Source organism: uncultured Chryseobacterium sp., assembly GCF_913776365.1.
Lineage (GTDB): Bacteria > Bacteroidota > Bacteroidia > Flavobacteriales > Weeksellaceae > Chryseobacterium.
Genome location: NZ_CAJYMO010000227.1, coordinates 21,124 through 47,163, shown reverse-complemented (window position 1 = coordinate 47,163; position 26,040 = coordinate 21,124). Strand labels below are relative to the sequence as shown.

The following is a 26,040-nucleotide window of genomic DNA, read 5'->3' as shown; positions in this document are numbered from 1 at the left end:
TTCACCGGGCGCGGCGGCATTGCTGGTGTGGCCGTTCGGCATTACGACAATCATCGGTCTGGCTTTTCCCTGAGCAATCAGGTTGTCCAGAATCTGCGATGCCCGTCCCAGGGTCACCCATGCCTCTTCGTCACCGCCCATTCCGTGCAGCAGGTACAGGACAGGATATTTTTCCTTTGAATTCTCGTATCCCGGAGGTGTATACACCGTCAGTCTCCGGTCTTCTTTCATGCCGTCCGAGTGATACCAGCGCCTGGAAACGGTTCCGTGCGGAACGTTCCGGACTTTGTAGTTTTCAGATTCTTTCCCGTCAATGAAAATCATGCCCATCACCGAGGAAACGTCACGGACCTGGTAAGGATTGTTCGGGTCGTTGGCCTTCACGCCGTCAACCACAAAAGAATAGGTGTAGATATCGGGAGTAAAATCACTTTTTGTAAACGACCAGATGCCGTCTTTATCTTTCTGCAGATCGACGGAGCCCGGCTCCATTCCCTTTGAAGGCAGCCAGTTTCCCTGCAGCTGTACCTTGTTCGCATCAGGGGCAAGCAGGCGGAACGTTGCATTCCTGCCGCTGACTTCCGGGGAAACCAGCCTTTTCTTCCCGCTGAAATCGAGGTTTTCCTGGGCAGACAACAAGGAGCCCAGCAGTAATGAATAGAGGGTGTATCTGATTTTCATATGATATTCCATTTTATATTTTTGCCGCAAACCGAAGGTTTGACGAAGTCAAAAGCGGTCTCAGCACATCCTGATCCGCCTTAAGACCGTCTACCGACCGCAAGGTGGTTTCTCCGATCTGTAGCCTGATTGATTTGATTTAATTTGACTTGATTTGATTTGATCAATTGACTTAAAGGTAGGAAAAACCGGGCCGTAAATGCCCGGTTTCAGACATCAATTATAATCAAAAGGATCGTAACTTATTTTTTGTATTTCTCCGTCCTTGCGTCTTTAATGACACCGGACCAGTTCATTCCGTATCCGAAATCGTAACGGTGACCTTCGGAATCCAGGTGGGTTTCCATATCGTAAGGAACATCTTCCTTCTGCTTTTCCACCGTTGCCATGTCCGCCGGCATCTGTAGCGGCAGCAGGCCTGACGGCTCGTACTTTCCGGTGATGATGTCCACGACGGCCTGGTTGGATACGTTAAAGTTCATGATAATCGCGTCGGCATGCCTTTCAAACTCACTGAACACCATCGGTTTTGAAGCGGTTACCGAGACAATCACCGGTTTTCCGTTCATCGCTTTATAGGTATTTTCAATAGTCAGCAAATCTGTAAAATTGGCTGCCGTTGAAGTCTTATTCTTATAGGTCCTGTCATGCACCTGCGGTGCCACCACCGGATCTCCTGCTGCAATGCTTTTTTCCCGGGCCTCCGCAGCAGTATAGGTTTTGTACTGAAGAGAAATCGGGAGGTATCCGTTTCCGCCTTCTGCCGCATCGGTGTCGCTGTAACCGCCTTCCTCACTGTGCGGGCTTTTTACGAAAACCAACGCAAAATCTGCCTTTGAAGGATCTTCGGTTACATGATAATGCTTTTTGATTTTCTCAATATCCACAGGATAGTCCAGAGACGGGGCGGTATAGATTCCCCACCAGTTGAACGTGGCCGGAGCATATCGTTTCGGGATGTAAACCGTTTTTCTTTCCGTAACAGGAAGAACATGGGCCTTGTTTTTGAGCATGACGATGGATTTCACCTGAGCTTCGTAACCCGCTTTCATAAATTCCGGGTTGCCCACGATTTTCCGGGTTTTCTCAACATTGACATAAGGATTTTCAAAAAGCCCTGTCCTGAAGAAGTTCCTGAGCAGACGGACGGCAGACTGCTCGAATTTGGCGCGGTAGGCTTTTTCGCCGTGTTCTTTCACCCCCATGCGGTAGGCTTCCAGAACGGGTCCTTTATCGTTGTTTCCACCGAACTGGTCGACACCTGCTTCCAGCACTTTGTAGTGGCGTTCCGCTACCGATAATTTTTCGGCCCCCCAGGGTTTTCCGGCAAAGCCGCCCGGTGTTTTGGGTTCATCTGCCGTAATCAGCCAGTCGGTGCAGACTACGCCGTCATATTTGTAGGTCCCGCGGAGCAGATCGGTGATTAAATATTTGCTGTAACCGTTCCCTACATTTTCGCCGTTTTTCGTGTCCTGATTGAAACTGATGGTATAATAAGGCATCACAGCAGAAGCTTCTTTGGTTCCTCCATTGAGCTTAAAGGCTCCTTCGGTAAAAGGCTTCACATGGTTCCGGAAATTATTGCCCGGATATACCGCGAATTTCCCCATCGCCCAGTGACCGTCCCGGCCGCCTTCTTCGGGCCCGCCTCCCGGCCAGTGTTTTACCATGGCGTTTACGCTTTTGTTTCCCCAGCCGTTTTTGCTTCCGGGAGTGGTCTGGAAACCGTCAATGTACCCTCTTCCCAGATCAGCCGTCAACTCAGGACTTTCGGAGAAAACATAGGCGATCCTGTACCAGCGGGGTTCCGTTCCCAGGTCGATCTGCGGAGATAAAGCGGTTGAAATCCCCAACGCCCTGTATTCCTGCGCTGCGATATTCCCGAATTTTTTCACCAGCTCCGGATCGAAGGTAGCCCCCATTGCCAGGCCGTCCGGCCAGAGGGAGATCTGTCCGCCCGCTCCTTCATTGAACTCTGCGGTTACCGTGGCAGAGTGCCGCGGATCGGTACTGTTGTTGGCAGGAATTCCCAATCCCAACCCTTCGATATAAGCCTGGATGTTGTTGCTCCATTGGGCGGCAATAGCCGGGGATTCAACGGTGGTCACCAAAACATGGCGCAGGTTGTCCTCTTTCAGGAACTTCTTCTGCTGATCCGTGAGATCAGAAGCTTTTGCGCCGCTTTCCTTATAGAATTTACCGTTGTATTTCCCTGCCCGTATGCCGTCTGCCGGCGCCGGAACCGACTGATGGCCGCTGTACAGCATCAGGCCTGCAATCTGCTCGATGCTCATTTTTGAAGCCAGGTCTCTGGCTCTCTTATCCACCGGAAGCCTCCAGTCTTCATAAGGATCGAGTTTCCCGTTTCTGTTGAGATCTTTGAATTTATGGCCGCCGGCTGTCAGGATTGTAACGCCCGAATCTGCGGAATACCCTAACACAGGGCCTTTGGAATTGGTAACTGTCTGTATATTCTGTGAAAATGCTGTTATTCCCAAACACAAGGCAGCCACATTTAAAACCGTTCTTTTCATTGTTTTACATTTTAGAAATTAAAGCTTACTGATAATTGTCCCGTTAAAGGCATGATATAGGTTCCGGTGAGCAGTTTTCCGTAATACGGGCTTGCATCGGTAATCAGTTCGGCACCGTTGATGGTTCCGCTGGCTCCTCTCTGGTTGAGGAAGTTAATTACGGTAGCGCCGATGTTGATGTTCTTGTTGACCGTATAGCTTACCCCGCCGAAAGTTTCCCATCTCGGTGCAAAGTAGAGCGCGTTGGTCAGGTTGGCATACTGCTTTGAGAAATACCTGAAGCTGGCCCAGAACCTCCATTTGTCCACGGTATAGCTCGGGTCTATTTCCATCAGTACTTTGGCAACGCCTAACACGTTGTTGTCATTATAATCATAATCTTTGCCGAAAGCATTGAAATTGAATTTCTTATAAACAGGGTTCTGGAAGGTCACCAGGTAATGCAGGCTGAATCCTTTGAAAGGTTTTACCACAAAATCGGTGGTCCAGCCCAGGGTCTGGATATCGTAATATACCGTGGTCGTCTGTGCTTCCGCGCTGTTGGCAGGGTTTACCAGGTTATACCGGTTCAGGTTGTTGTTTTTCTTGAGATAAGTCGCCTGAGAAATCAGCTGGATCCAGTCTGTATTCCAGAAAACCCCGATAGCTCCCAGCGGGCTTTTGATTTTATTGGTGTTGGGTTCGAAAGCCTGGGAATAACTTTCCAGTCTCCTGTTTTCTTCCGTGTACAGGAAATTGGCCAGCACCCCGAAATTTTTGGTCACATTGTAAGTGGCGTTCAGGCTTCCTGCAATCTGGAAGAAATTCTGGCTGATCGGGGTAAACTGCCCCGGATTTGTAAAGCTGAAGCCGATGGTCCTGGGCGTAAGAGAATATTCGCCGTCCAGGATATGGTTCCTCAGGTGCAGGCCGTAGCTTACATTGAAGTTATCGGTCACTTTCCATTCATCGGTTCCGTAGACGGAAAGCTTGTTTTCGGTTCCGCTATGGTATTCTCCGCCGGCGTTGTAGTTGTAGAATCCGTCCGCATCGGTATTGGGTCCGATCAGCCGTTGCGGCTGCGGTTCAATGGTCTGGAAGAAGAAAGACCGGTTGGAGGTGAACTGATCGATGTGGTAGAACTGTTCCAGGACGCCGAACGTTACATTATGGTTTCCGATCTGCCGGTTCAGCGAGAAACGGCCGGCGATATTTGTAACCGGCGTTTCCGGCGTATGCATTGCCAGGATGGTCCCTACCGGTCCGGCATAAGCCTGCCCGTTGGAGGCCAGCGTATATCCTGCAGACGGATTGGCGCTGAAGATACTCAAAGGAATCATATTGGCCATTTTCACTTTGGCAAAATGCCCTCTTGCGGAGAACCTGAAGTTCCAGCCGCTGTCCAGCAGGTAATTCCCGACCACATCAATGTTGTGGGATACCGACCTGTTGTCTTCGCCGCTCATCGAGGCCCTGTAGAACTGTCCCGTCAGGATGTCTTTGATCTTCATCTGCCCGTCCCTTGCCACATAAGAATCCCGGCCGATTTTGAAATTGTCTAGCTCGGTGACCTTGCCTTCAGGCCCGTACTGGAATACGGCATAATTGGTGATGCTGTAAGAATCCGCATATTTGTACAGGACCGAGATTTTCCCTTTGTCATTTGCAAAATACTTGGTGATGCCGGCACGGAAGATCTTTGTTTCATCCGCATTTCTGGCAAAGCCTAATTTGTAGGTGCTCGGATCGAAATTGGCGAAAGCACCCACGGTGTAGGTCCAGCCGTTTTTGGAAACCGGCCCTGACGCATTCACATCGCCCTGCAGCCAGCCGAAAGTACTGGTGGTGAGTTTTCCTTTCAGTTTAAAATCTTTGGTTCCGGTCTGGGAATAGGAATTCACGGCAAAGCCGAGGTCGCCCATCGTGTTGGCCAGCTGGTCCATTTTCAGCAGGCCGGTTTTCTCCAGGCCTACGCTCTGTCTCCAGGTCTTGTTGGGCAGTTCCGGCCAGAAGAAGTAAACGGCAGGCAGATCGTTTTCAAGGATGGTAATCCCGCCCACGGTAGACGGCAGGCCGATGTTCACGTCTCTCGGGCTTGTGTTGTTGGCGGCATTCAGCATCACGTTCCGGTTGTTATCTTCCTTTGAGGAAGTGGCTACGGTTTTTACGCCTTCTTCGTTTTTGGCAGCAGCATGCACGGCGCTTTTTACGGCGAGGCTGTCTGTTTTTTCCTGGCCCGAAGCGGTGGCAAAGGAAATCATCATTCCCAATGCTGAAATGTGTAAAGTTAGTTTTCTCATCGTACAGTCAGTATAGTTTCTTCTTTATTTATGAGGTATAGTCTGTCAGTTTTCTATTGTATCCATCATGGTGAAAAAGACAAAGCACATCCTGCATCCCCCGAAAACAGGGATGAAACTTTGTTTCATTGCCGGAATGAGTGGTTACAGCCGGCTTACCATCAGCATTATATTGTATCGTTGCTGCCGGGAGGGATATCTCCGTTCCGTGCTGTCCGATAGTCCGGCGGAAGATCCTTTTTTCCCCAACCGTTTGCGGTTCTTAGAAAAGAACCTTTTTTCAGAAATAATTTTAATCAGAAGTGCTTCCGATTTCATTGCTTCAATACGAAGCATTACAATACTACATTCTTTCTCTTGAATTACCAAGAAATACGTTAATAAAATGTGAAATTGATGATAATTAATTGTTAATCAATGCCATATTTTTCAATTTACCACCTGAAACTCATTGATTCTTATTGAAACAATGATAAAAATCAGTTCTCAGCTTCCCCAAAAAGTCAGCCGGGAAACCTTTTTTTGGCGTCTTTGAGAATTTATCGTTAAATTTGCAGACATAAGATTTTCTCTTTCTGCAATGGATTCAAAACAACAGTTACTTAACAAATCGGCTGAAGCAAAAGAAGTTTTCCTGCCCCACCTTTCTGCAGATCCCGTTATCTTCGGTTTTGACCAGAATGAGCTGAAGGTTCTTCTGGTTAAGATGAACTACCGGAAGATGTGGTTCCTGCCGGGAGGCTATGTGAGAAAGGACGAAGATCTCGATGAAGCGGTCATCAGGATCCTGAAAGACCGTGCGGGCGTTATTGCCGACGTCTACCTGCAGGAGTTCGGGGTTTTCGGTAAAAAGAACCGGAGCGAATTCTATTTTGAGGATTTCGATGAAACGCTTTTCCACAAACAGCGATTTGTCTCCGTAGGCTATTATGCCCTGTACAATCCCGAGCGTTTCCATCTCGTGACCGACGAATTCAGTGAGGCCTGCGAATGGATTTATCTGAGCCAACTGCCGGATATTGAACTGGCGATGGACCACCGGGACATGATTGAGAAAGCATTGCAGACCCTTCGGGAAACCCTTTCCTACAAACCCATCGGCTATAACCTGCTGCCGGAAAAGTTCACTTTATCAGAACTGCAGAAACTCTATGAGGCCATCCTCGGAAAAGAACTTAACCGGGGGAATTTTTACCGCAGGATAAAAAACCTCGGCATCCTTGAAAAACTGGATGAACAGAGACGCGGAGGCGCCCATAAGTCGCCGGATCTGTACCGTTTTAATGAGGAAAATTACAACAAAGCCCTGGAAAACGGCCTGAGCAGCTGGTAAAAGCAGGCGGTTTCATCTGGTAACTTTTACTATGGAACAGAGCAGAATATATTTCGCCAAAACAAAAAAATATATCTTTTATCCCTTACAACAGAAAGCATAATGCAATGCATGGTAGGAACATTTTCGGGTATTTCGTATATTTGGTATTTACGAAAAGGATATCATGACAAACAACTACCCCCCGAAACCCATTGATAAAATTGTACAGCCTGTCCAGCGGTTCATCCGGCAGGAAAAATCGGGAGGGTTGCTTCTTGGGATCAGTGTACTGATTGCGTTGGTCCTGGCCAACACTTCATTGTCGCACGGCTATCATCATTTCCTGGAACAGACCTTCGGGTTCAGCTGGAATAATGAAACCTATTTTACCTATTCCGTCCATCACTGGATCAATGACGGCCTGATGTCCGTTTTCTTCTTCGTTGTCGGACTGGAACTGAAGCGTGAGATTGTCGGCGGTGAGCTTTCGCAGCCCCGGAAAGCATTGCTTCCTATTGTAGCCGCAGTCGGGGGAATGCTAATGCCGGCGGTCATTTACCTCATCTTCAATCCGTCCGGGGAAGCGCACAAAGGCTGGGGCATTCCCATGGCTACCGATATTGCCTTTGCCTTGGGCGTGCTCTTCTTATTGGGAAAGAAAATCCCGATGGCCCTGAAGGTATTCCTTACGGCGCTGGCCATTGTAGACGACCTGGGTGCCGTGCTGGTGATTGCCTTCTTTTACACCTCACAGATCGAGGTAGCCTATCTGCTGGCCGGCCTGTCGCTGCTCGCCGTTATGTATGCCGGCAACAGGCTGGGCATAAGATCCATCCTGTTTTATGCCATACTGGGAATAGCCGGTGTGTGGACTTCTTTTCTCCTGTCGGGCGTGCATGCAACGATTGCCGCTGTACTGGCAGCGTTTACGATTCCAGCCGATGTGGTCATCAAGGAGAATGTCTTTATCTCTAAAATAAATACATACCTTCAGACTTTCAGAAACATAGACCCTTCGGAAAATACGCCGACCCTGACCAATGAACAGCTCCACGTCCTTGAACAGATGAATGAAGCTACGCTAGCCGCCACCCCGCCATTACAGAGGCTGGAACATGCCCTGCATCCGGCCGTTTCTTTTCTCATCATTCCCGTTTTTGCCATTGCCAACGCCGGTGTTTCCCTGGATATCGACTTCAATACGCTCTTCAACAACAATATTGCGGTGGGCACAGCACTCGGGCTTCTGGCCGGAAAAGTAACCGGAGTCGTAGGGTTCAGCTATCTTTTCATCAGGCTGAAAATCGTGCAGGTTCCGGAAGGCATGACGCTGAAAAGCCTGTTCGGCCTCGGCTTCCTGGCAGCAATAGGTTTCACCATGTCGCTGTTCATCACTTCCCTCGCCTTTTCGCATGAAGAATACCAGACGCAGGCAAAAATCGGAATTTTTGCGGCTTCCATCATCGGCGGAATTGTCGGGTATACCATTCTTACTAAAAACAGCAGATAAACCCCGTTTGCATTTCTGATCACTTGGCTGATTCCTGAATTTCATAGCTGCCTGGCCCCGGAAACGATTCAGAAGGAGCTGAACATCTGCACCATCGTCTGCAAAGCATTCCCGGCATGCATCTTCTCCCCGTTTTCCAGCGACTCTGCGGCGATTACCGATGCCCGTTTCCGCATGGATTCCTCATAACATCTGATGGCCCGATGCAGATCCGTATGATCATCCGGCAGCAGCACCCGGCTCAGTTCCAGCGCGTCCAGCATGGCCATATTCACTCCTTCTCCTGCGAACGGCGGCATCAGATGGGCGGCATCCCCCAGCATCGTAAGGTTGGGCTGTGCTTCCCAGTGCTGATCCAGCGGCATACAATACACCGGCCTGGGGATAAGCGGTAAGTCAGCTGACGTAAAAAGTTCTTCCCAAATGCTGCTCCAGCCGGGGTAAGCGGTTCTGAACCACTCCAATACATGCGCAGGATCAGGATGGGTCATTCCGGTTGCGGTTTTCCAGTCTTCAGGTGCACGGAAGCTTGCATAAAACCCGATTTCGCCGTTTCCTTTCTGGCCGATCAGGATATTCCGGTTGTCGCCGAAAGCCATGATTTTCCCGCCGCCCAGCAGTTCACTGATCTGCGGAGCCGATTGTGCCGCATCAGGGATATTGCCTTCCAGCATGGTGATTCCCGTATAAAAAGGGCGGATATCCGTCAGGTGCGGACGGATTTTGCTGTTGGCACCGTCGGCACCGATCACCAGGTCGGCATAAACCGGCGGACGGTTTTTGAAATGCAGCAGCCAGCCGGTTTCCTGAGATTCCATCGACAGGAAATGGCTGTTCCAGACCACGGTGTCCGGTTCCAGGGACGCCAGCAGGATCTTCCGCAGCACCCCGCGGTCGATTTCCGGACGGAAATGTTCATGGCTGAAATTCTCCTCTTCTTTGGAATGATGGTCACTGAACAGGACTTCGGCCTTTTCATTCATGATCTTTTCACGGTCGGCCCCCGGCATGAAGCTCTTTTTGAATTCCTCCATCAGTCCGGCCTCCTTCAGCGCAGCCAGGCCGGAATCCTGGTGCAGGTCGAGGGGCGAACCCTGGACGCGGGCATGCTGATCCGCATCACGCTCATAGACTTGTACATGAATCTTCTTCTGTTGCAGCAGCCTGGCTAAGGTCAGTCCGCCCGGGCCTCCGCCCACAATGGCTACGGTTTTATTCTCTGGCAGCATAATCGGTTGTTTTTGATGAGGCAAAGCTATTCCTTTCCGTAGACGAGAAATTGTAAAAATCGGCTGTTTTCGTTTTTACTGAGCTCTTTCGGGGAGACACCAGACAGCTTCTTCACTTCTTTGATGAAATGCGACTGGTCGGTATAATTCAGCTGCGGATACAGTTTTCCCTGCCTGATATGCTGCAGCGAAGCCTGGAAACGTAAAATGGTGCAGTACGACTTCAGGGAAACCCCCAGCTGCCGGCTGAAGTACTGGTTGATCTGCCGGGCGCTCCAGCCGATCTTCTCCGAAAGTTCACCCACCTTCACATCGCCGTCTGCCGCTAGGATCTTACGGAACAGCTCCTGTTTGCGCGGATCCACCTTTTCCGGAATCAGGCTGAGGATCCGGCCGGTCGCTTTTTGGATAAATGCCGTAAAATCATTCATGTCCCCGGCGCCGAACCCCCAGAAACCGCCGGGCAGGATCCGGCCGCTGTTCAGGAAGCCGGCTACCGGCATCCTCAGGATGTATTCCACGGCCAAAGGCTGGAAGCTGATGGAAAAGAACCTGATGATATCCAGTTCGGGTGCCGTTTTCGGTTGCGTTTCCAGCCCCAGCAGGCTGATGTTGAAGGCACCGTTCTCATGCAGTGAAAAAACCAGATCGATTTTCCCGTTGGGAATAATGATGCCGCCGCCGATGGAGGACGGGTGATCAAAAGCGGAGAAACAATAGACGAAATCAGAAATACCCTGATCCGGTTCCGCCAGCCGGAACTGTAAGGTTGTAGGGTCTGCCATCAGCAAGCGTTTTATGGATCTGCTAATATAGCAACAATTGTCCCGATACCGGGTACCGGCGGAAGGACAAAGCAAAAAACAGGAAAATAAAATGATCTGATGAAGCGCATGATTACTTTATGCAAAGAATCTCACGCAGATCATGGTGATCATGCAGATAACAATGCAAAAAAGAATCTGCTGATCTGCGATAGAATGTATAAAGGTTGAACGGCAAAATAACACGTCCGCTTCGCGCAGCAGATTTTATCTGCCTTTGCTTCCTTGAAATAAAGCATTCAGCAACTTCATCTTTGCGTTTATTATTTTATGACTTTTAAACAAATGCTGATCATACAATACATGCAATTTTTTTAACGCAAAGTTTTTATGTATCCGGATGAATAGATAAAGGAAGCAAAGAAGGATCAGCAGGCTGATCTGATGAAGCGCATGATTACTTTATGCAAAGATAATCTCCCTCAGATTGGGGTGATCACGCAGATAAAAGCACAAAAAAAATCTGCTCAATCTGCCGATCTGCGAGAACCTGCCCAAAAGTTGGTTGGCAAAATAAAACGTCAGCTTCGCGCAGCAGATTTTATCTGCCTTTGCTTTCTTGAAATAAAGCATTCAGCAACTTCATCTTTGCGTTTATTATTTTATGACTTTTTAAAAGAACTAATGAGTAAGAGGGACCGCAATTTTTTTCGGAAAATTTCATTAACCCTGATCAACGATGGTTATCTCAGGAGTTAGTCCTTTTGAAATGATAATCACTCACTTTCCTGCTGACACCAGTTTGCCTCCTTACCAGCGGCCTTTTATCCACACCAATTGATTAATTATCACGGATCATCCAGTGGTTTCCGGAAACGGGTGTAAAAAAGATCAGGCAGCAGGATCCTGTGGAAGCATTTTTGCACGGCTGTAATCATACCAAAATACCCTTTCCGTTATGAGCTATAAAAAATTTTTCCTGATGATGCTTATCTCATGGATCATCATGTACCTGATGATGTTCATCAATATGGACAGCATTTCCCATTACCACACCAGTCTAACCAGAATTTACATGGCTCTGCTGATGATCATGCCCATGGCCGTGCTGATGATCGCCATGATGGGGAAAATGTATCCCAGCCAAAAAATAAACCGGACGATTGTTGCTGCAAGCATCATTTTATTTTCGGTGGTACTGATGGCTTTACAGAAACAGGAACCGGTGACTGATGTACAGTATATGAAAGCCATGATTCCGCACCATTCCTCAGCCATCATGACGAGTAAAAATGCACACCTTAAAGATCCTGAGGTCAGAAGACTGGCAGACAGCATCATTGCCGCCCAGAAACGTGAGATCAGGCAGATGGAAGAAATGATCTCCCGGCTTGAGCAGAGCCGGTAATCTTCATAGCACTAAGTTGCGTTTATGTCCTCTTTTTATGTTGGCATAAAAAACAGACCGGCAATGCTCAGCAGGTAAACCGATAAAACGATCAGCGAATCCAGTCCCATCCCGAGGTATTGTTTCCGGGACCTGAAAATCAGGCCGGTGCAGTAGATCAGTGTCAGGACAGTGGCGATGCCCGTCAGGTAAATATCCGCACCTTTTGCTTCAGGAAGTGCCGGTTTGCCGGCAATGGCGGAGGCCAGCAGGAACAAGATCGGAAGAAACGCATTGCCGCCCAGGATATCGCTCATGGCCAGCTTATAATCGCCGAGTCTGATGGCTGCCATTCCGGTTGAAATTTCGGGTAATGAGGTCGCCAGTGCGAGGACCGTCGCACCGAAGATCAGCCCGTTCATATTGAAATGTTCCGCAAGGGCATCTCCGCTGCCTTCCAGGACGACACCGGCTGCCAGCGTCAGGAAAGCACAGAGGATGAAGATACCGATTATCCTGGCGGTACTTTTCTGCGGAGCCTTTTTCCGGGAAGATCCCGTTTTCTTTTCAGGTACGGTTTCCGGCGGATCCTGCTTTTTCCAGGGCAGTCCCTTGCCTGCTTTATCCACCAGCAGAAGACTCACGATCCATACCCCAAGAATGGCATAGGCGGCCGGAGAGATATGAAATAGCGACAACGATGCCGGCAGTTGATGCCCGATGACCACCAGGCTGAGGATCATCACCAGTACGATAGATTCCAGAATAAGGGGCATGGAAGATGCCAGGGAAGTCAGGCTTCCTTTTTTACCCAATCCGAAAACATCCAGCACCACCAGCACCACCGTCTGCAGGGCAATTCCGCCCAGGATGTTGCCGACCGCCAGTTCAAGGTTCCCCTTCAGGGCGGCGCTCACGGTAATGGCAATTTCCGGCAGGTTGGTGACGACCGCCAGCAATATGACACCGCCCAGGGCCTGCCCCAGGTGAAACCTCCCGGATAAAGCATCTACTGATTTTGAAAGATGGATGCCGGCTACCCAGATTACGGCAGCTGCTGCGGTGAAGGCTGCAAAAAGCAGGGATAAAGGCAGGGTACTGAATTCCATAGTTGTTTTTTAAAGACCTGATAAAATAATAAACTGTTCAAAAGATCAATACAAAGGCTATCTGAAACGGTGATTGGCATCGCTGCTGACAAACATTCCGTTTTTATCTTCGGAAATAATGCCGATGAAGCGTTCATAGTGTTTCAGCACATCGGAAATAAGCTCGTTCCGGGTAAACAGCTTTACGTCATACCCCGGCCTGCCGTCGCCGAAATAGGATTTTGGGAAATACACCATTTCCTTTTCCGATCCGGGCAGGTTTTCCTCACTCAGCAGGTATTCTGCTACGGGTTTGGATTCACAGGTAACTCCATAGATAAAGTTATTGATCCGGTCATACCTGATTTCGATTTCCAGGCTGTGGCTTTCTTTCCCTTCCTTGATTCCGGCATTGATCTCATTGGCTGAAAACTCCTTCACCAGTTCCTCAAACGCTTCTTTTACAGTGGTACCGATATAAGCTTCGGTCGAGGCCCTGTCATTGAAGGAAGCCATCCGTTTCAGCCGTTCTTTCCAGTGCTCGCCGGACCATGGGATGGTGGTGGAAGAAAAGTCCTTTTCATAATAATCCCGGTCAATCATCAGGGCTTTTGTGAGGCTGACCAGGAACAGGAGCATGATGACAGAGAATGGGAGCGCCGTGATCAGGGTCATGCTCTGTAAGGCCGCCAGCCCGCCGGCATTCAGCAACAGCAGGGCAAGAACGGCCAGCAAGACTCCCCAGCCGATGGTCTGCCATTTGGGAGAGACCTTCGCATTTTTGGTGGCAATGCTGTTCATGACAAAGATACCGCTGTCTGCAGAGGTGACAAAGAAAATAAGGATGATGGCCACCACGAAAAAGCTGATGAACTCCGTCAGGGGAAGGTATCCCAGGAACTCGAACATCAGCCCGTCCGGATCATTTGCCATTTTGCTCAGGTAACCCCGGGCTTCATGCATATCGAACCAGATGGCACTGTTGCCGAATACAGACATCCAGATAAAATTGAAAAGCGTAGGCAAAACGAGTACGGCGGCTACAAATTCCCTGATGGTGCGCCCCTTTGAGATCCGGGCAATAAACAGCCCCACGTACGGCGACCAGGAGATCCACCACGCCCAGTACAGGATGGTCCAGTCATAAAACCAGCTCTGGGCATTCTCCTCATAGACATGTGTATTGAAAGTCAGCGTAAAAAAGCTGTTGATGTAAGTCCCGATGCCTTCCGTAAAACTGCCGATGAGGTAAACCGTAGGCCCCGCAAATAAGACAAACAGCAGCAGTATAACAACCGCAATGATATTAACATTGCTCAGCACCCTCACACCTTTATCCAGCCCTGAAACGGCAGAAAGGATAGCCAGCGAAACCAGTACCCCTACGATGATTACCTGGTACAGGAAGCTGCTTTCCGGCAGGACATGCAGCATGACCAGCCCCGAAGTAATCTGCACCACCCCGAAACCCAAGGTCGTGGTAATGCCGAAAAAGGTACTGCACAACGCAAAAATATCGATCACATCACCCCACTTTCCTTTGATTTTATCTTTCAGCAGCGGGTAAAAACAGCTCCTGAGCGACAGCGGCAGCCGGTAGCGGTAGGAAAAATAAGCCAACGCCAGCCCTACGACTCCGTAAATGGCCCAGGCATGGATACCCCAATGAAAGAAAGTGTACAGTTGGGCACTCTGGGCCCGGCCAACCGGCGACTTGCCCGCAAAAATACCGCCGGAATAATGCTGCATGGGCTCTGCCACACTGAAATACATCAGCCCGATTCCCATTCCTGCTGCAAACAGCATGGAAAGCCATGAAAAAAATGAGTATTCCGGCCTGCTGTCATTGCTGCCCAGCCGGATATTGCCGTATTTGCCCGCCATGATGTACACCAGGAAGATCACGAAAATCGTTACCGACCATACATAAACCCAGTTCAGGTTGACAAAAATAAAATTCTTCACCGTATTCAGCGTGTCATTGGCCAGCTGCGGAAATACGGCCGACAGCAGGCAGACCCCGATGATAAATAGCAGGCTGGGAACCGTGATTCCCTTTTTTAAAGTAGTGCGGACTTTCATAAGCGATGTAAAACGGATTGCATAGAATGGATTCTGACTAGATGTAACAGAAAACATACCACAAACCGGCCTGTTGATATTATTAATTATATCCGATGTTTTTTTTGCCTTACTTATCAGGGAAAAAGATAAGTTCAGGGCAGCATACCATAAGAAGAGAATAACTGAGCAGGTCAAATTCCCACATCGCCGAAAACCACCGCATTTCAGCGGTTCAACATTTTATCTCTGATAAAATCCCCGCGCCTTATACCCCATGAAGCATGCAAAAACTTTCGCGCCCTTGCGTTTTTCCAATACCGCATCATCATACTTACGTTGCATCTGAAAATGACTGTTGGAAATCGCAAAGTCGCGAAGATAAATCCCTCATAGCGTGGTATAAGGCGCAAAGAATTTGACAAAGTCAAATTTTAAGAACGCTGAAAACCACCGCATTTCAGCGGTTCAATATTTTATCTCTGATAAAATCCCCGCGCCTTATACCCTATGAAGCATGCAAAAACTTTCGCGCCCTTGCGTTTTTCCAATACCGCATCATCATACTTACGTTGCATCTGAAAACAAGACTGTTGGAAATCGCAAAGTCGCAAAGATAAATCCTTCATAGTGTGGTATAAGGCGCAAAGAATTTGACAAAGTCAAATTTTCAGAACGCTGAAACCCACTGCATTTTAGCGGTTCAACATTTTATCTCTGATAAAATCCCCGCGCCTTATACCCCATGAAGCATGCAAAAACTTTCGCGCCCTTGCGTGTTTCCAATACCCCTGCATTTTTCCAATATCCAATCAACCCATAAGGTCAAATATCCCTGCAGATTAAAGATTAGTCAAAAACAGAGCTTAACGAGCACTTTACAACTCCATTTTTTTACCTATTTTTACCCTTTACAATCATCTATGAAACTTATTTTGTGGGCGGGACTTGCCCTTTTCGGAAACTTGGTAACGGCCCGGGCCCAGTGTACCACCGTGAACGCCATCAGTGAAAATTTCGATACCTGGAAAGACATCGACAAATGCTGGACCGCCCGCCAGGGAAAGGCCATGCTGTATGCCAATGACAAGAAGATCACCTTCTACTCCATGACGAGCCCCGGGGAGCCGATGGTGCTGGTGACCCCGAAAATCAAGGCCGGCACCTACACCCTGACGCTGGATTCCTCGGACAACGGCGGCGATACCACGCTGGAACTGTTCTCCGTCAATACGCCTTCCGATCCGAAGACCTATACGTCGATGGCCAGGCCTTCGGAGATCACCGGCGATAAAAAGACGTTTACCGTGGCCCTGAAAAAAGACGCCCACCTCGGATTGAAAGTGATGCTGAACGGCATCCACCAGGCGGTTTACCTCGATAACCTTTCCCTGAAACCGAAAAAATAACCTTCAGGAAACGACTGCCGGTTCCGGCCGGATTTCCCGGATGTCAGCCACCACTGATCTTCAGGAAACACCGGAACCGGCGGTCATGATATCCTATTCTGAATGCGGAACGGTGAGGCAAAACATCAGCGGGCAGGGAATGACTTCCCGGTTTTTACGTCCGGGCGTTCTGTTTCGTCAGTCCCCTTTCGGTAAGGAGGCTGGCGGCATCGAGCATTTTTGTGAGCTGGATGTAAGGAACGGTGATCTTTTCCTCCCTGCACCGGACTTTCCCGAGCGAGAAATACGTCACGGTGGCCAGGAAGTCCTCCAGCTCTTCCCTGCTGCAGGCTTTGAAAACGCTCCGGAATACCGGTACCGGGTTCCGGTACTCTTCCTCCGACAGCGAGGTCATGAGGTACTTTGAAGCACCGGCCTCCGGCGGCGGCGAAGCGGTCCATTTCGCGGAGGCCTTCCCGATCACATGGCCGGCCCGCACCAGCGACCACAGCGACTGGTACAGGTGGAAGACTTCGGCAGGATGATCCGTGATCCGGGCTTTCTTCCGGACCGAACACTGCACCATGGTGCTCAGGGCTTCCTTTACCATGGCCAGGTCGTTGAACTGGAAGAACGTCTCCAGCAGCTCCGGTACGGAATGTTTCTTGGTGCCGGACCAGAATTGGGCGTCGAAATTTCTTTTTTTCTTTTTCATACGAAAAGGGGTTTTGTGTTTTGTTTTTTATTTCATCAGGTCCCGTTGCCGGAACCGTTTTTTTCTATTGCCGGCCCTACCCTTCCTGCCACAGACCCGTTACCAGCCTCCGGCTCCGGAACAGCGCGGCCCGCCCCATTTTCATCATGGGTTCTTCTACAGCCTCTTTCTCCATTGTTTTATTGCCAGCATGGTGATGACAGGGCAAACGGGAGTTGATCTTCTTTATTTTTTGAGTAGCAGCTAAGAAAGGCAGCAGCATACCGGGCGGCGTAAATAAACGGTATGGAAATCTGCGTGATCCGATCTTGTTGACTTGTTTTGCAAAGATATAAATTTTTACAAATACAGGACTATAGTCCTTAGTTTTTTAATGTGAATTTGCATCAATTTGTATTTATGCATGATTCCTTAGACCAGATCGAACAGTATATTATCAAAAGAATTAAAGATATCAGAGAAGAAAAAGGCATCAGCCAAACTTCTTTATCACTGGCCATTGGAAAAAGCACCAGTTATATTTCAGACATAGAAGCACAATCAAAAACTGCCAAATACAATATCAAAAGCCTAAATTTAATCGCCATCGCACTTGGTTGTTCTATCAAGGATTTTTTTCCTAATGACCCTATCCGTGAAAACAAATATGATTTTATAAAAGAGATTGAGGGAAAGAAAAAATTTTAATAAAGTGACTGAATCCAGAAAGTTAGACACTTCAAAAAACTAAACTATGAACTATTTAAAGAAACTATGAGAAATCATATATTAATTACTGAATTACAAAAACTTAAGGAATCTTCTAGGTATGCTATCGCACAAGGTAATAGCTATGATATTGATGATTTTAAGAAATTTCTACATATTGAAAGAGAGGTTGAGAATAAATTAAGGCAGATCATTATTTCAAGCAGCAAGCTTAACACTTCACAGCTTGTACTCGTCTGCGGAAATGTGGGAGACGGAAAATCGCACATTTTATCTTACTTGCATAATGAAATTCCGGACGAGATCGGTAAATTCCATATCCATAATGACGCTACAGAATCACATAATCCAAATGAATCTTCAAACGATACCTTACTCCGAACTCTAGATAGTTTTACAGATAAAAATATTAGTCAATCTGATGTAAAGCTGATTCTTGCCATTAATTTGGGAACTTTGAGCAAGTTTATGGAGGAATATGGTTCCAAATTTCAGAAATTAGGAACATTTATCCAGAAAGAATCTATTTTGGACAATACATTGGTAAGTTCTCAAGATTTTAATCCTGACAGCCATTTTCATCAAATAAATTTTACGGATTACCATTTATATTCGCTGACAGAAAATGGTCCTGTATCGAATATGATCAAAGAATTATTATATAAAATTATTACTCCTTCTGAAAGTAATATTATATACAAAGCATATAAAAAGGTTAAAGATGAGGCTGAGCTATCCAGATGCCCTGTTATGTATAATTATGAATTCCTGTTTCGTTCTGAAAACAGAGAATTGATTGAGCTTTTACTAATTCAATCGATTGCTCAAAATAAAGAGATCGTCTCATTGCGATCCTTACTCAATTTTATTTATGATTTAATTGTTCCTGTTCAATTGTCTTCGCTTGCTGATATAGATCAACTAAATGCTATTCGTAATTTGTCCGATTCTGAGCTTATAAATTGTCTAATTCCGAATTATATTTTTGAACATGCAGATTTATCGAATTTGTTTGTAAGACTCGCTGAATTGGATCCCTGCAATATGAGAAGTGATGAGACAGACGAAAAATTACTGAAATTACAAAGTATTGACAGCCCATCAGAATTATTTGCTACTGAACTTCAGCCAGATTTATATGGCGAAATGCTTAAAACTATTAAAATGGATGAGGTCGATAGAAATCTTGTTTCAAGATTTTTTATAAGGCTCAACTTCTTTCAATACGGAAAAGTTTCCGAGAATATTAACTTCAATGAATATATTACATGGCTCTATCACTTTAATAAAGGTAATCCAACGTATCTAAACAAAATCTACAGCTTAGTAGAAAATTCCGTTAAAAAATGGTATGGTGATCCAAAGAAAGGTGATAAAGTTGTTGTAAGACTAGGAAGAAGACAAACTAAATATCGGGTGTTTCAAGACTTCTCCTTAACTCCGAAACCTTACATTCCAAATAATTTCGAAAATAAAGTTTTACATCAGTTCTTACAAGAATTTACTGTATGTTATGCATCTCCAATTCCAAACGAACAGGATATTAAAATTGCAATAGACTACAGTTTATTTAAAACGCTGAAAATGATCAATAAGGGGTATCGTCCTAACAAGAAAGACAATAATAATTTTATATACTTTGTCTTTTTTATAAATGAAGTAATTCAAGGGAATCAATATAGCACTTTATATATTGATGAAGTAAATGTAGGAAAACCAATTGATTACAAACTGAGTAAAAATCCTTTTGGAGGTTATAAATTTGAATTGGTATCATGAGAAAAATAGAATTGTTAAAAGCTGGAAAATCTGGCTTAGAAGGAAGACTTTTAAAAGCAAATACGTTTCAGCACCATACCGGTTATCAGATCAACATATTTCCATTTAAAACACAGCCTGGAGGACATGTGTTTAAAAATGACTTTTTATCTTTTCAGGGAATTATGGGTGAAGTTATCCGCTTGTCCAATAATACCGAATTGAACAAATTTAAGGACACTGCGAACTATAAAACTGAATTAAAACAAACCATTCTCAAAAATGTTCTCGAAAAAGTTGAGACTAGCGAAAAAAAACAGCTGGAAGATATTATCAATAAAATGTATTTTGAACCTGATAATTCACTATTTAAGTATGACTTCCATGTAATCTCTTACAAAAATTTCATTAACAACAATAATGCGATAAAAGATGTTCCATTGTTTGTTTCTGATGTTTTTATTCAAAACAATGACCGGTTTAAATCTCTCTTTTCAGAAAACGAAAGTAAAAATATTTTACATCAGCTTATTTCGGAATGCTTACCAAATCACATTAACAAAAAAGATAGCAAACGCGACAAGCAGGTTTTCAGAAATATGATTCCTGCTGTTACTGAAATATTTCAAAAAGATTTTGATTTTTTAATGAGTGATAGAGATTATTTTTTGGAGAATTTTGAATTATTCTTCAAATATTACTATTTCTTTTATTTTACACAGTTAACATTTAAATTAGACAATTTTGGACAAAAGGATTATAATATAAAACCGATTTATTTTTCAATGGATTGGGAAAATTTATCCGAATCTAGATTACAGCTCCATAAAATTGGATGGAAAGAGATTTCTAAACATTACGAACGTGTTTTTGCACACGCTAACGCTTTAGAATTAATAAATTACATCCTAGTAGACGATAATCTGATTGGCGACTACGAGGAAATAACAAACTTATTTAACTCATTTGAAGAACCAGAAAGAGAAGAATTTAAAATTTGTTTACAACAATTGCTCGAATTTTACAAAAATGAAGTAAAGACACTAAATCCTCCAGCTAATTGGGAAGAATGTGAGAATAATCTTAATTTAAAGAGTTTTGATCAAGAGATCACATCACTGATCTATTCATTATGGTATACAATACGTTACCAATTTGAGAACGGAAAACGTAATAAGCCCTACAAGGATTACGCTTTGTGGCTAAGCAGTTTCAGTAAAGAAAACTTTACAAAATCAGGAGGACGTCTGGGAAGCAAATTAGTATTATCTCAAGAGATTTTACTGTTTCTAACCAAATTATGTGTGGGAAACAGAGAAAAAATTCGTTTAAAATTATTTTGGGAAAAACTTCAGGAACGAGGAATCACATTTGATGAAACTTCTAAATTGGAAGTTATTAAGTTATTTGAACGAATTAATCTAATCGAGAAAAAAAGCGACAGCGGTGATGCACAATACATTAAATCCTCTTTATAAATATATTTCACAATTAATCGTTGAATTTTTTGTTAATCAACAGATTAAACCTGGAGACAGATATAATTTATATCTTGAAGAAAAATCCTACGTACAACAATTGTTCGATGCTCTTAGGTCGACTAATGCTTTGAGTATAGAGCCATTCTCTTATAAACATCCATCAGGCAGTGTCCTTTTTGAATCATTTACCATTGAAATTAACAATACAAAAGTTTTAGTTGTTTCAAGTGAAAATGCTACCGAAGACTACTTCACAATGTTAAGAAACAATGTTTCTCAACAAGCTTCAGGTTTTGAAAACACTGCAATGTTAATCATTTACAGTCAAAAACTAGAAAGTATATCCGGCGGAAGCGAAAATTTGGAAAAAGATGGCCTGCCTCTACATTATCTAAGTTTTCGAAAACGAGTTAAGAAAGATATTAATGACAATAAAACTTTAAAATACCACGAAAAAGAAATTCTAAAAGCGGTTCTAAGTTACAAAACAAAAAATATATTAGAAGATAATAATTCAGTTTTCGACTATGAATCTGTTATAAAAGTTTTGCAAAAAGGAACAATTGACAAGGTTGATTTTCAAACTCTTGGTTTATTCCCTCACGAAGAATTAGCTACAAAAGGGACAAAGGTAGACGTTGATATTCAGGAAAATTATAAATTATTTGGAAGAATAGAGGCAATTTTTCAAGATGACGAACCGGAAATAGAGCTTAAGGAGATATTGCCTGAAAATACTTATACAAAGTTTATTAAAGAAGATTGGAAGACGACTGATTATGGAGAATTATCTAAGTGGCTGGAAGCTGAAAAAAATAAATCGATTCCAGAAATTGCATCTGTCTCTTGTGACTCAAAAGATATTACCCTTTGGAAACGTACAGATGGTCTCACGGCTTCGAAGAAAAGAAATTACAATCTGCTTGTATTCAATCAAAACCAGCAGGAAGATATTGTAGTAGAAATTAAATTTAATCAACGTACTAAAAAAGATGGCATAAACTACAAAGGAAGAGATTTAACAGTTCAAAGCAGTGGATACAATCTTTTGGTAACTTTACCTAAATGTGAGAACACTAATAATTTTCACCTCATCGAATACAGAGACCCTAATTCCGGAAAAAAATTTCTGTTTAAGTTGTTGCATGTTCCTTTCGAATCTAATTATTTAGTTCAATTCGAATCTAATTTCCTTATCAAAGTAGGATCTCTGGGAAATTATCTTTCTGTAAAAGATGACAACATCATCATTTTTAATGCAGGTGAACAGCATATAGTAGAGGGCGAACTCGAATATAGTAAGAATTACATTATTCCTGAATCTACATCTTTGAAATTGAACTGCGATTATGCAAATATAGATGCGGAAGAAATTTACTTTCAAATCACAATTAAAGAGACTCTGATTTCCATCCATATTAAACCCGATTTTGATCCTCCAAGATTAATAACCGGATTAGAAGTCTGGAAAGCAAAAAGAATCAATAAATCTGATTTTCGCTATAAGCAAGAGAACGAAATTATAAAAATTCAACTCAAAACAGAACAACAGGAAAGAACTGTAAGCGGTGAATTTAGAAAAAACCTTATACTTGAACAAAAATTAACAAATTCTGATGGATATAGTTGGGAGGATAGTGTTAATGAGGAGATTTCGGAGATTTCACTTGATTTGGATCAATCAATCAAGGATGCATTCGATCAGTTTCGTGCGGTTTTTAGAACTAAAAAACTGCAACCCAGCTTAGCTTACTTAGAAGATTCGGAAAAAGAAATTGCATCAAAATATGTAAAGGCAGTTTTAGATTATATTACAGCATTTTCAGACAACCAAATATTAACATTAAAGCAAAAAAATGTCTTCTTATTGGGCTTAATCAAAGAAAATTCAGGGACAAAAAAAATAAAACTGAGTCCTTATCATCCATTGAATGTTGCATACCAATTACAGATTAATCAAACTTTAGATGACGACACACAATCCTATAATGCCATTTTAAAACGATTAAACCCAAACAATCTATTACCGTATATAGAAGGAAAATTCAGGGAAATTTATATTCCAAGTGAATCCATTCATTCTCCTGAATGGATGTATTATTCGATGTACTCAGACACAAAGCAGGGAATTTCCAAAAGTTATGTATCTAATTTGATTTCTTCAAAATTAAAAGATTTCAAAAGCAATTACAGTATTTTATTTGATCAATCGAAGCAAGCTCCGATTAGAATGAATGTAATCAATCAAGGAGACTGTAAAGAAGTACTTCATGGACTCTTTGAGTTTTACAGGATAGATTTGAACACCCACAAAAATAAAAGGCTGAATGATCTGATTCCGATCGAAGTATTCATCTATGGATCTGAAAATCTTGTCAATAAATTTGAAGAATTAACTTTTTACTCTTCGATCAATGAAATTGAAGAGCAACTTGAAGTTAATTTGAAAACCAATGACTTTGATAAGGATGACTTGCTTAACACCTTTTTTGAAAAAGTGAAGTTCTATTCTCGCTCGTTTCCGAGAGAGAATGAACTCTATGAGTATGCACACATTACATTTTACCAATTTGATACCGAAACATCTGCGTTTTCTTTTAACGAAATGAAAGATGTTAAAACGGGCTTATCTTTGGACGGTTTACTTTCTGATGTATCCTTTGTACCACATCAAAATACCTATCGAACAGGTTTCGGAACACGCTTTTTACCAACAGAGAAATCTGATCTAATTGAATTGACTACTCGTTACAATGCACTAGCGAAAGTAGCATCTAATGATGACCCCTTTGACTCAAGCAAAGCTTTGTGTACAACTATTAATAACGCTATTCGTAGTCAATTAGAAAAATTATATGCAAGTTCACATTGGGTAACATACATTGATCCTAGGGTCGATTTAGATTTTTTCAAAGATCAGTCAGACTTAGTAATTGTGCATTATAGCGATCAATACACCAATTCAAGTGGCTACGATGCAATTACGGTAAGCAGAAAAACGGAGCAATATGCATTTGTTGTTCAGGAATTTCTTGAAAAGCACAAAGTTTCGTTTACCCCACAAACAGACACCATACCTATTATCAACTTTTTCAACGCAATTAATGGAGACTGGTTATTAGGGTTGGTACGCCAAAAAAGTCATTTTCCAAAAGAGAAATTGAGTTTATTATCAGGTGCTAAAACGGCATTAACCTTTTTACATAATCCATGTATAATCTGGGTTCCAATTTCATTGGAGGAGATTTTACGAGTTTCAGGAAATGCCGGTCTTACAAAAGAAGAAGGTCTTTTTTCTACAAAAAATTTAGGTGCAGGTGGATCATACAGTGATGATCTCCTGTTGATTGGTCTTGAGAAAAAACAGGAGAAATTAGAAATGTATTTTTATCCTGTTGAATTGAAAATCGGAGGTTTGAATATTGTTAATAAAGGAAGGATACAGGGAAAGAAAACGGCTGAACTAATTTACGATCATTTATCTAAAGACGGTTTTATTGCTGAATTTTACAAAAATTTCTTTGCTAAATTGGTGTTGGCCAGTGCTGAAAAAATGAAATTATTTCAAATATGGGAAAATCAAAAATGGGATGTTATTCTGAATGATTATAGAACAGAATTATTGAATAATCAATTCACCATTTCTAGGTCACTAAAGCCAATTATCGGAGATTTCGGCTTAATTTATTTTGGGAACGATACCATTACACGTAAATTGAATACTTCTGAAAACTGTATGGAAGTTAATCTTATGGAACAAGATGGTTACAATTTCCTTGTTAAATCAGTTGACGAGCTTATTGAATTATTTCATCATACAACCACTACTATTGATACTTCTAAATTATTGATTTCGAGATACATTTGTAATACTAATTTAGAAACATCAATAGAGTCAGATGAAATAGCACCCGAAATCGAAAACAATGAGCCGGATGAACATTTTGTTTCTGAGGAAATAATTTTGGAAAAACCAAAAGAAAGATTTTCAGGTACCGGAATGAAAATAGTTTTTGGAACCGATTTGAATACACAGCGACCTGTCATTTGGGAACCGAATAATTCTGACAAGGTTATGCATACCAATACAGGAATTATTGGAACCATGGGAACTGGTAAGACGCAATTTACAAAGTCATTAATTGCACAAATTTATCATAATACTGCTCAAAATCCTGGGGATGACAAACTGGGTATTCTGATTTTCGATTACAAAGGGGATTACATCAAAGATGATTTTGTGAAAGCGACCGATGCAAAAGTTTTTGAACCACATCAATTACCATACAATCCTTTAGCTCTTGACACTACACCCCAGTCCAAACCAATGCTACCATTGCATACGGCAAATGATATTAAAGAAACGATTGCTAATGCATTTAATCTCGGAACTATACAGAGACAAAAGTTGAGGGATATTATAGTCAATGCTTATGAAAACAAAGGTATAGAAAGAGGAAAAAGAGAAACATGGTCAAAAACTCCACCTACTTTAGGTGATGTATGTAATATTTATCTCGAGAATCCGGAAGCTTCCCAAGATAGTTTATATGCTGCTATTTCAAATTTGTCTGATTTTGAAATTTTCGAATCAGACCCTGCCAAAACACAATCGCTCTATTCTCTTATTGATGGTGTTGTTGTTATTAATCTATCTGGATATGATGAATCTATTCAAAACTTAATTGTAGCCATTACATTAGATGCCTTTTATACACAAATGCAACGGCACGGACACAGCGTAATTGATCAAAATCTACGACAATTACGCAAAATTATTTTAGTAGATGAAGCGGATAATTTTTTAAGTAAGAATTTTCAATCACTAAAAAAAATATTGAAAGAAGGACGTGAATTCGGAGTAGGTACGGTTCTCTCAACCCAATTCTTGAATCATTTTGCTACTGGAGAAAATGAATACTCTAATTACATATTAACCTGGGTGATTCACAGAGTAAATGAAATTAAGATTAAAGAAGTTGAATCACTATTTGCTTTAGACAATAAAGTAAAAAAAGAAAATTTAATCAATCTAATAAAAGGTCTTGAAAAACATCAAAGCATTGTAAATCTTGCCGGGTCTGATCCGATGGTGATAAGAGACAAAGCTTTTTGGGAGTTGTTAAACACAAAAAATTAAAT

Annotated in this window: 17 protein-coding genes; 9 read left to right on the top strand and 8 right to left on the bottom strand. The window is 43.4% G+C overall.

What is annotated here, in order from left to right; translation table 11 throughout:
- From QZ735_RS11845 to QZ735_RS11835, 3 genes are all read right to left on the bottom strand, one after another.
- The coding region (locus tag QZ735_RS11845; protein WP_294248591.1) for an esterase at positions 1 to 681 on the bottom strand (681 nt) is incomplete at its 3' end.
- Between the two features lie 242 nt (positions 682 to 923).
- The gene (locus QZ735_RS11840; RefSeq protein WP_294248588.1) at positions 924 to 3,215 is read right to left on the bottom strand and encodes a glycoside hydrolase family 3 N-terminal domain-containing protein; all 2,292 of its coding nucleotides are present in this window, start codon (positions 3,213 to 3,215) and stop codon (positions 924 to 926) included.
- An 11-nt stretch (positions 3,216 to 3,226) separates the two neighbouring features.
- Positions 3,227 to 5,494: a TonB-dependent receptor gene (locus QZ735_RS11835; RefSeq protein WP_294248587.1), complete on the bottom strand. Its 2,268-nt coding sequence runs from the start codon at positions 5,492 to 5,494 to the stop codon at positions 3,227 to 3,229.
- Between the two features lie 580 nt (positions 5,495 to 6,074).
- Here QZ735_RS11835 and QZ735_RS11830 point away from each other — a divergent pair.
- Both QZ735_RS11830 and nhaA read left to right on the top strand, forming a co-directional pair.
- Positions 6,075 to 6,827 (top strand): NUDIX domain-containing protein, encoded by a 753-nt coding sequence (locus QZ735_RS11830; protein WP_294248585.1) that lies wholly within the window; start codon positions 6,075 to 6,077, stop codon positions 6,825 to 6,827.
- Between the two features lie 166 nt (positions 6,828 to 6,993).
- Positions 6,994 to 8,319 carry a Na+/H+ antiporter NhaA gene (nhaA, locus tag QZ735_RS11825; protein WP_294248582.1) on the top strand — a complete coding sequence of 442 codons (1,326 nt, stop codon included), beginning with the start codon at positions 6,994 to 6,996 and terminating at the stop codon, positions 8,317 to 8,319.
- 68 nt (positions 8,320 to 8,387) lie between these two features.
- Here nhaA and QZ735_RS11820 read toward each other — a convergent pair whose 3' ends face one another.
- Both QZ735_RS11820 and QZ735_RS11815 read right to left on the bottom strand, forming a co-directional pair.
- Positions 8,388 to 9,548 (bottom strand): NAD(P)/FAD-dependent oxidoreductase, encoded by a 1,161-nt coding sequence (locus QZ735_RS11820; protein ID WP_294248580.1) that lies wholly within the window; start codon positions 9,546 to 9,548, stop codon positions 8,388 to 8,390.
- Positions 9,549 to 9,574: 26 nt separating this feature from the next.
- Positions 9,575 to 10,333, bottom strand: coding sequence for an AraC family transcriptional regulator (locus QZ735_RS11815; RefSeq protein WP_294248578.1), 759 nt, complete (start codon positions 10,331 to 10,333; stop codon positions 9,575 to 9,577).
- Positions 10,334 to 10,756: 423 nt separating this feature from the next.
- On the opposite strand from QZ735_RS11815, the gene QZ735_RS11810 reads away from it, so the two are divergent.
- Positions 10,757 to 11,071: a hypothetical protein gene (locus tag QZ735_RS11810; RefSeq protein ID WP_294248577.1), complete on the top strand. Its 315-nt coding sequence runs from the start codon at positions 10,757 to 10,759 to the stop codon at positions 11,069 to 11,071.
- Between the two features lie 199 nt (positions 11,072 to 11,270).
- The gene (locus QZ735_RS11805) at positions 11,271 to 11,720 is read left to right on the top strand and encodes a DUF305 domain-containing protein (RefSeq protein WP_294248574.1); all 450 of its coding nucleotides are present in this window, start codon (positions 11,271 to 11,273) and stop codon (positions 11,718 to 11,720) included.
- A gap of 35 nt (positions 11,721 to 11,755) precedes the next feature.
- Here QZ735_RS11805 and QZ735_RS11800 read toward each other — a convergent pair whose 3' ends face one another.
- Positions 11,756 to 12,808, bottom strand: a complete 1,053-nt coding sequence (locus QZ735_RS11800; RefSeq protein WP_294248571.1) for a hypothetical protein — start codon at positions 12,806 to 12,808, stop codon at positions 11,756 to 11,758.
- Positions 12,809 to 12,865: 57 nt separating this feature from the next.
- Complete coding sequence (locus QZ735_RS11795) at positions 12,866 to 14,869, bottom strand: BCCT family transporter (protein ID WP_294248569.1); 2,004 nt, start codon at positions 14,867 to 14,869, stop codon at positions 12,866 to 12,868.
- A 902-nt stretch (positions 14,870 to 15,771) separates the two neighbouring features.
- Between QZ735_RS11795 and QZ735_RS11790 the strand changes: the two genes are divergently transcribed.
- Complete coding sequence (locus QZ735_RS11790) at positions 15,772 to 16,257, top strand: hypothetical protein (RefSeq protein ID WP_294248566.1); 486 nt, start codon at positions 15,772 to 15,774, stop codon at positions 16,255 to 16,257.
- A 154-nt stretch (positions 16,258 to 16,411) separates the two neighbouring features.
- Here the strand turns inward: QZ735_RS11790 and QZ735_RS11785 are convergent, their stop codons facing one another.
- A complete protein-coding gene (locus tag QZ735_RS11785; protein WP_294248565.1) occupies positions 16,412 to 16,951 on the bottom strand; it encodes a hypothetical protein in 540 nt (179 codons plus the stop codon).
- Positions 16,952 to 17,350: 399 nt separating this feature from the next.
- Here QZ735_RS11785 and QZ735_RS11780 point away from each other — a divergent pair, with 399 nt between their 5' ends.
- The 4 genes from QZ735_RS11780 to dptH all read left to right on the top strand — a co-directional run bounded on the left by QZ735_RS11780 (position 17,351) and on the right by dptH (position 26,038).
- A complete protein-coding gene (locus QZ735_RS11780; RefSeq protein WP_294248562.1) occupies positions 17,351 to 17,638 on the top strand; it encodes a helix-turn-helix transcriptional regulator in 288 nt (95 codons plus the stop codon).
- Between the two features lie 66 nt (positions 17,639 to 17,704).
- Positions 17,705 to 19,438 carry a DNA phosphorothioation-dependent restriction protein DptF gene (gene dptF / locus QZ735_RS11775; RefSeq protein ID WP_294248559.1) on the top strand — a complete coding sequence of 578 codons (1,734 nt, stop codon included), beginning with the start codon at positions 17,705 to 17,707 and terminating at the stop codon, positions 19,436 to 19,438.
- A complete protein-coding gene (gene dptG / locus QZ735_RS11770) occupies positions 19,435 to 20,895 on the top strand; it encodes a DNA phosphorothioation-dependent restriction protein DptG (RefSeq protein WP_294248557.1) in 1,461 nt (486 codons plus the stop codon). Before dptF ends, dptG begins: the two co-directional genes overlap by 4 nt.
- On the top strand, positions 20,867 to 26,038 hold the full coding sequence (gene dptH / locus QZ735_RS11765; RefSeq protein ID WP_294248554.1) for a DNA phosphorothioation-dependent restriction protein DptH: 5,172 nt from the start codon (positions 20,867 to 20,869) through the stop codon (positions 26,036 to 26,038). Before dptG ends, dptH begins: the two co-directional genes overlap by 29 nt.
- Positions 26,039 to 26,040: the final 2 nt, after the last annotated feature.

Coding starts and splice junctions, on each gene's coding strand:
- QZ735_RS11780 (WP_294248562.1), top strand. CDS start 17,351: ATGCATGATTCCTTAGACCAGATCGAACAGTATATTATCAAAAGAATT.
- QZ735_RS11785 (WP_294248565.1), bottom strand. CDS start 16,951: ATGAAAAAGAAAAAAAGAAATTTCGACGCCCAATTCTGGTCCGGCACC.
- QZ735_RS11790 (WP_294248566.1), top strand. CDS start 15,772: ATGAAACTTATTTTGTGGGCGGGACTTGCCCTTTTCGGAAACTTGGTA.
- QZ735_RS11840 (WP_294248588.1), bottom strand. CDS start 3,215: ATGAAAAGAACGGTTTTAAATGTGGCTGCCTTGTGTTTGGGAATAACA.
- dptH (WP_294248554.1), top strand. CDS start 20,867: ATGCACAATACATTAAATCCTCTTTATAAATATATTTCACAATTAATC.
- nhaA (WP_294248582.1), top strand. CDS start 6,994: ATGACAAACAACTACCCCCCGAAACCCATTGATAAAATTGTACAGCCT.
- QZ735_RS11820 (WP_294248580.1), bottom strand. CDS start 9,548: ATGCTGCCAGAGAATAAAACCGTAGCCATTGTGGGCGGAGGCCCGGGC.
- QZ735_RS11800 (WP_294248571.1), bottom strand. CDS start 12,808: ATGGAATTCAGTACCCTGCCTTTATCCCTGCTTTTTGCAGCCTTCACC.
- QZ735_RS11830 (WP_294248585.1), top strand. CDS start 6,075: ATGGATTCAAAACAACAGTTACTTAACAAATCGGCTGAAGCAAAAGAA.
- QZ735_RS11835 (WP_294248587.1), bottom strand. CDS start 5,494: ATGAGAAAACTAACTTTACACATTTCAGCATTGGGAATGATGATTTCC.
- QZ735_RS11805 (WP_294248574.1), top strand. CDS start 11,271: ATGAGCTATAAAAAATTTTTCCTGATGATGCTTATCTCATGGATCATC.
- QZ735_RS11815 (WP_294248578.1), bottom strand. CDS start 10,333: ATGGCAGACCCTACAACCTTACAGTTCCGGCTGGCGGAACCGGATCAG.
- dptG (WP_294248557.1), top strand. CDS start 19,435: ATGAGAAAAATAGAATTGTTAAAAGCTGGAAAATCTGGCTTAGAAGGA.
- QZ735_RS11795 (WP_294248569.1), bottom strand. CDS start 14,869: ATGAAAGTCCGCACTACTTTAAAAAAGGGAATCACGGTTCCCAGCCTG.
- dptF (WP_294248559.1), top strand. CDS start 17,705: ATGAGAAATCATATATTAATTACTGAATTACAAAAACTTAAGGAATCT.
- QZ735_RS11810 (WP_294248577.1), top strand. CDS start 10,757: ATGAAGCGCATGATTACTTTATGCAAAGATAATCTCCCTCAGATTGGG.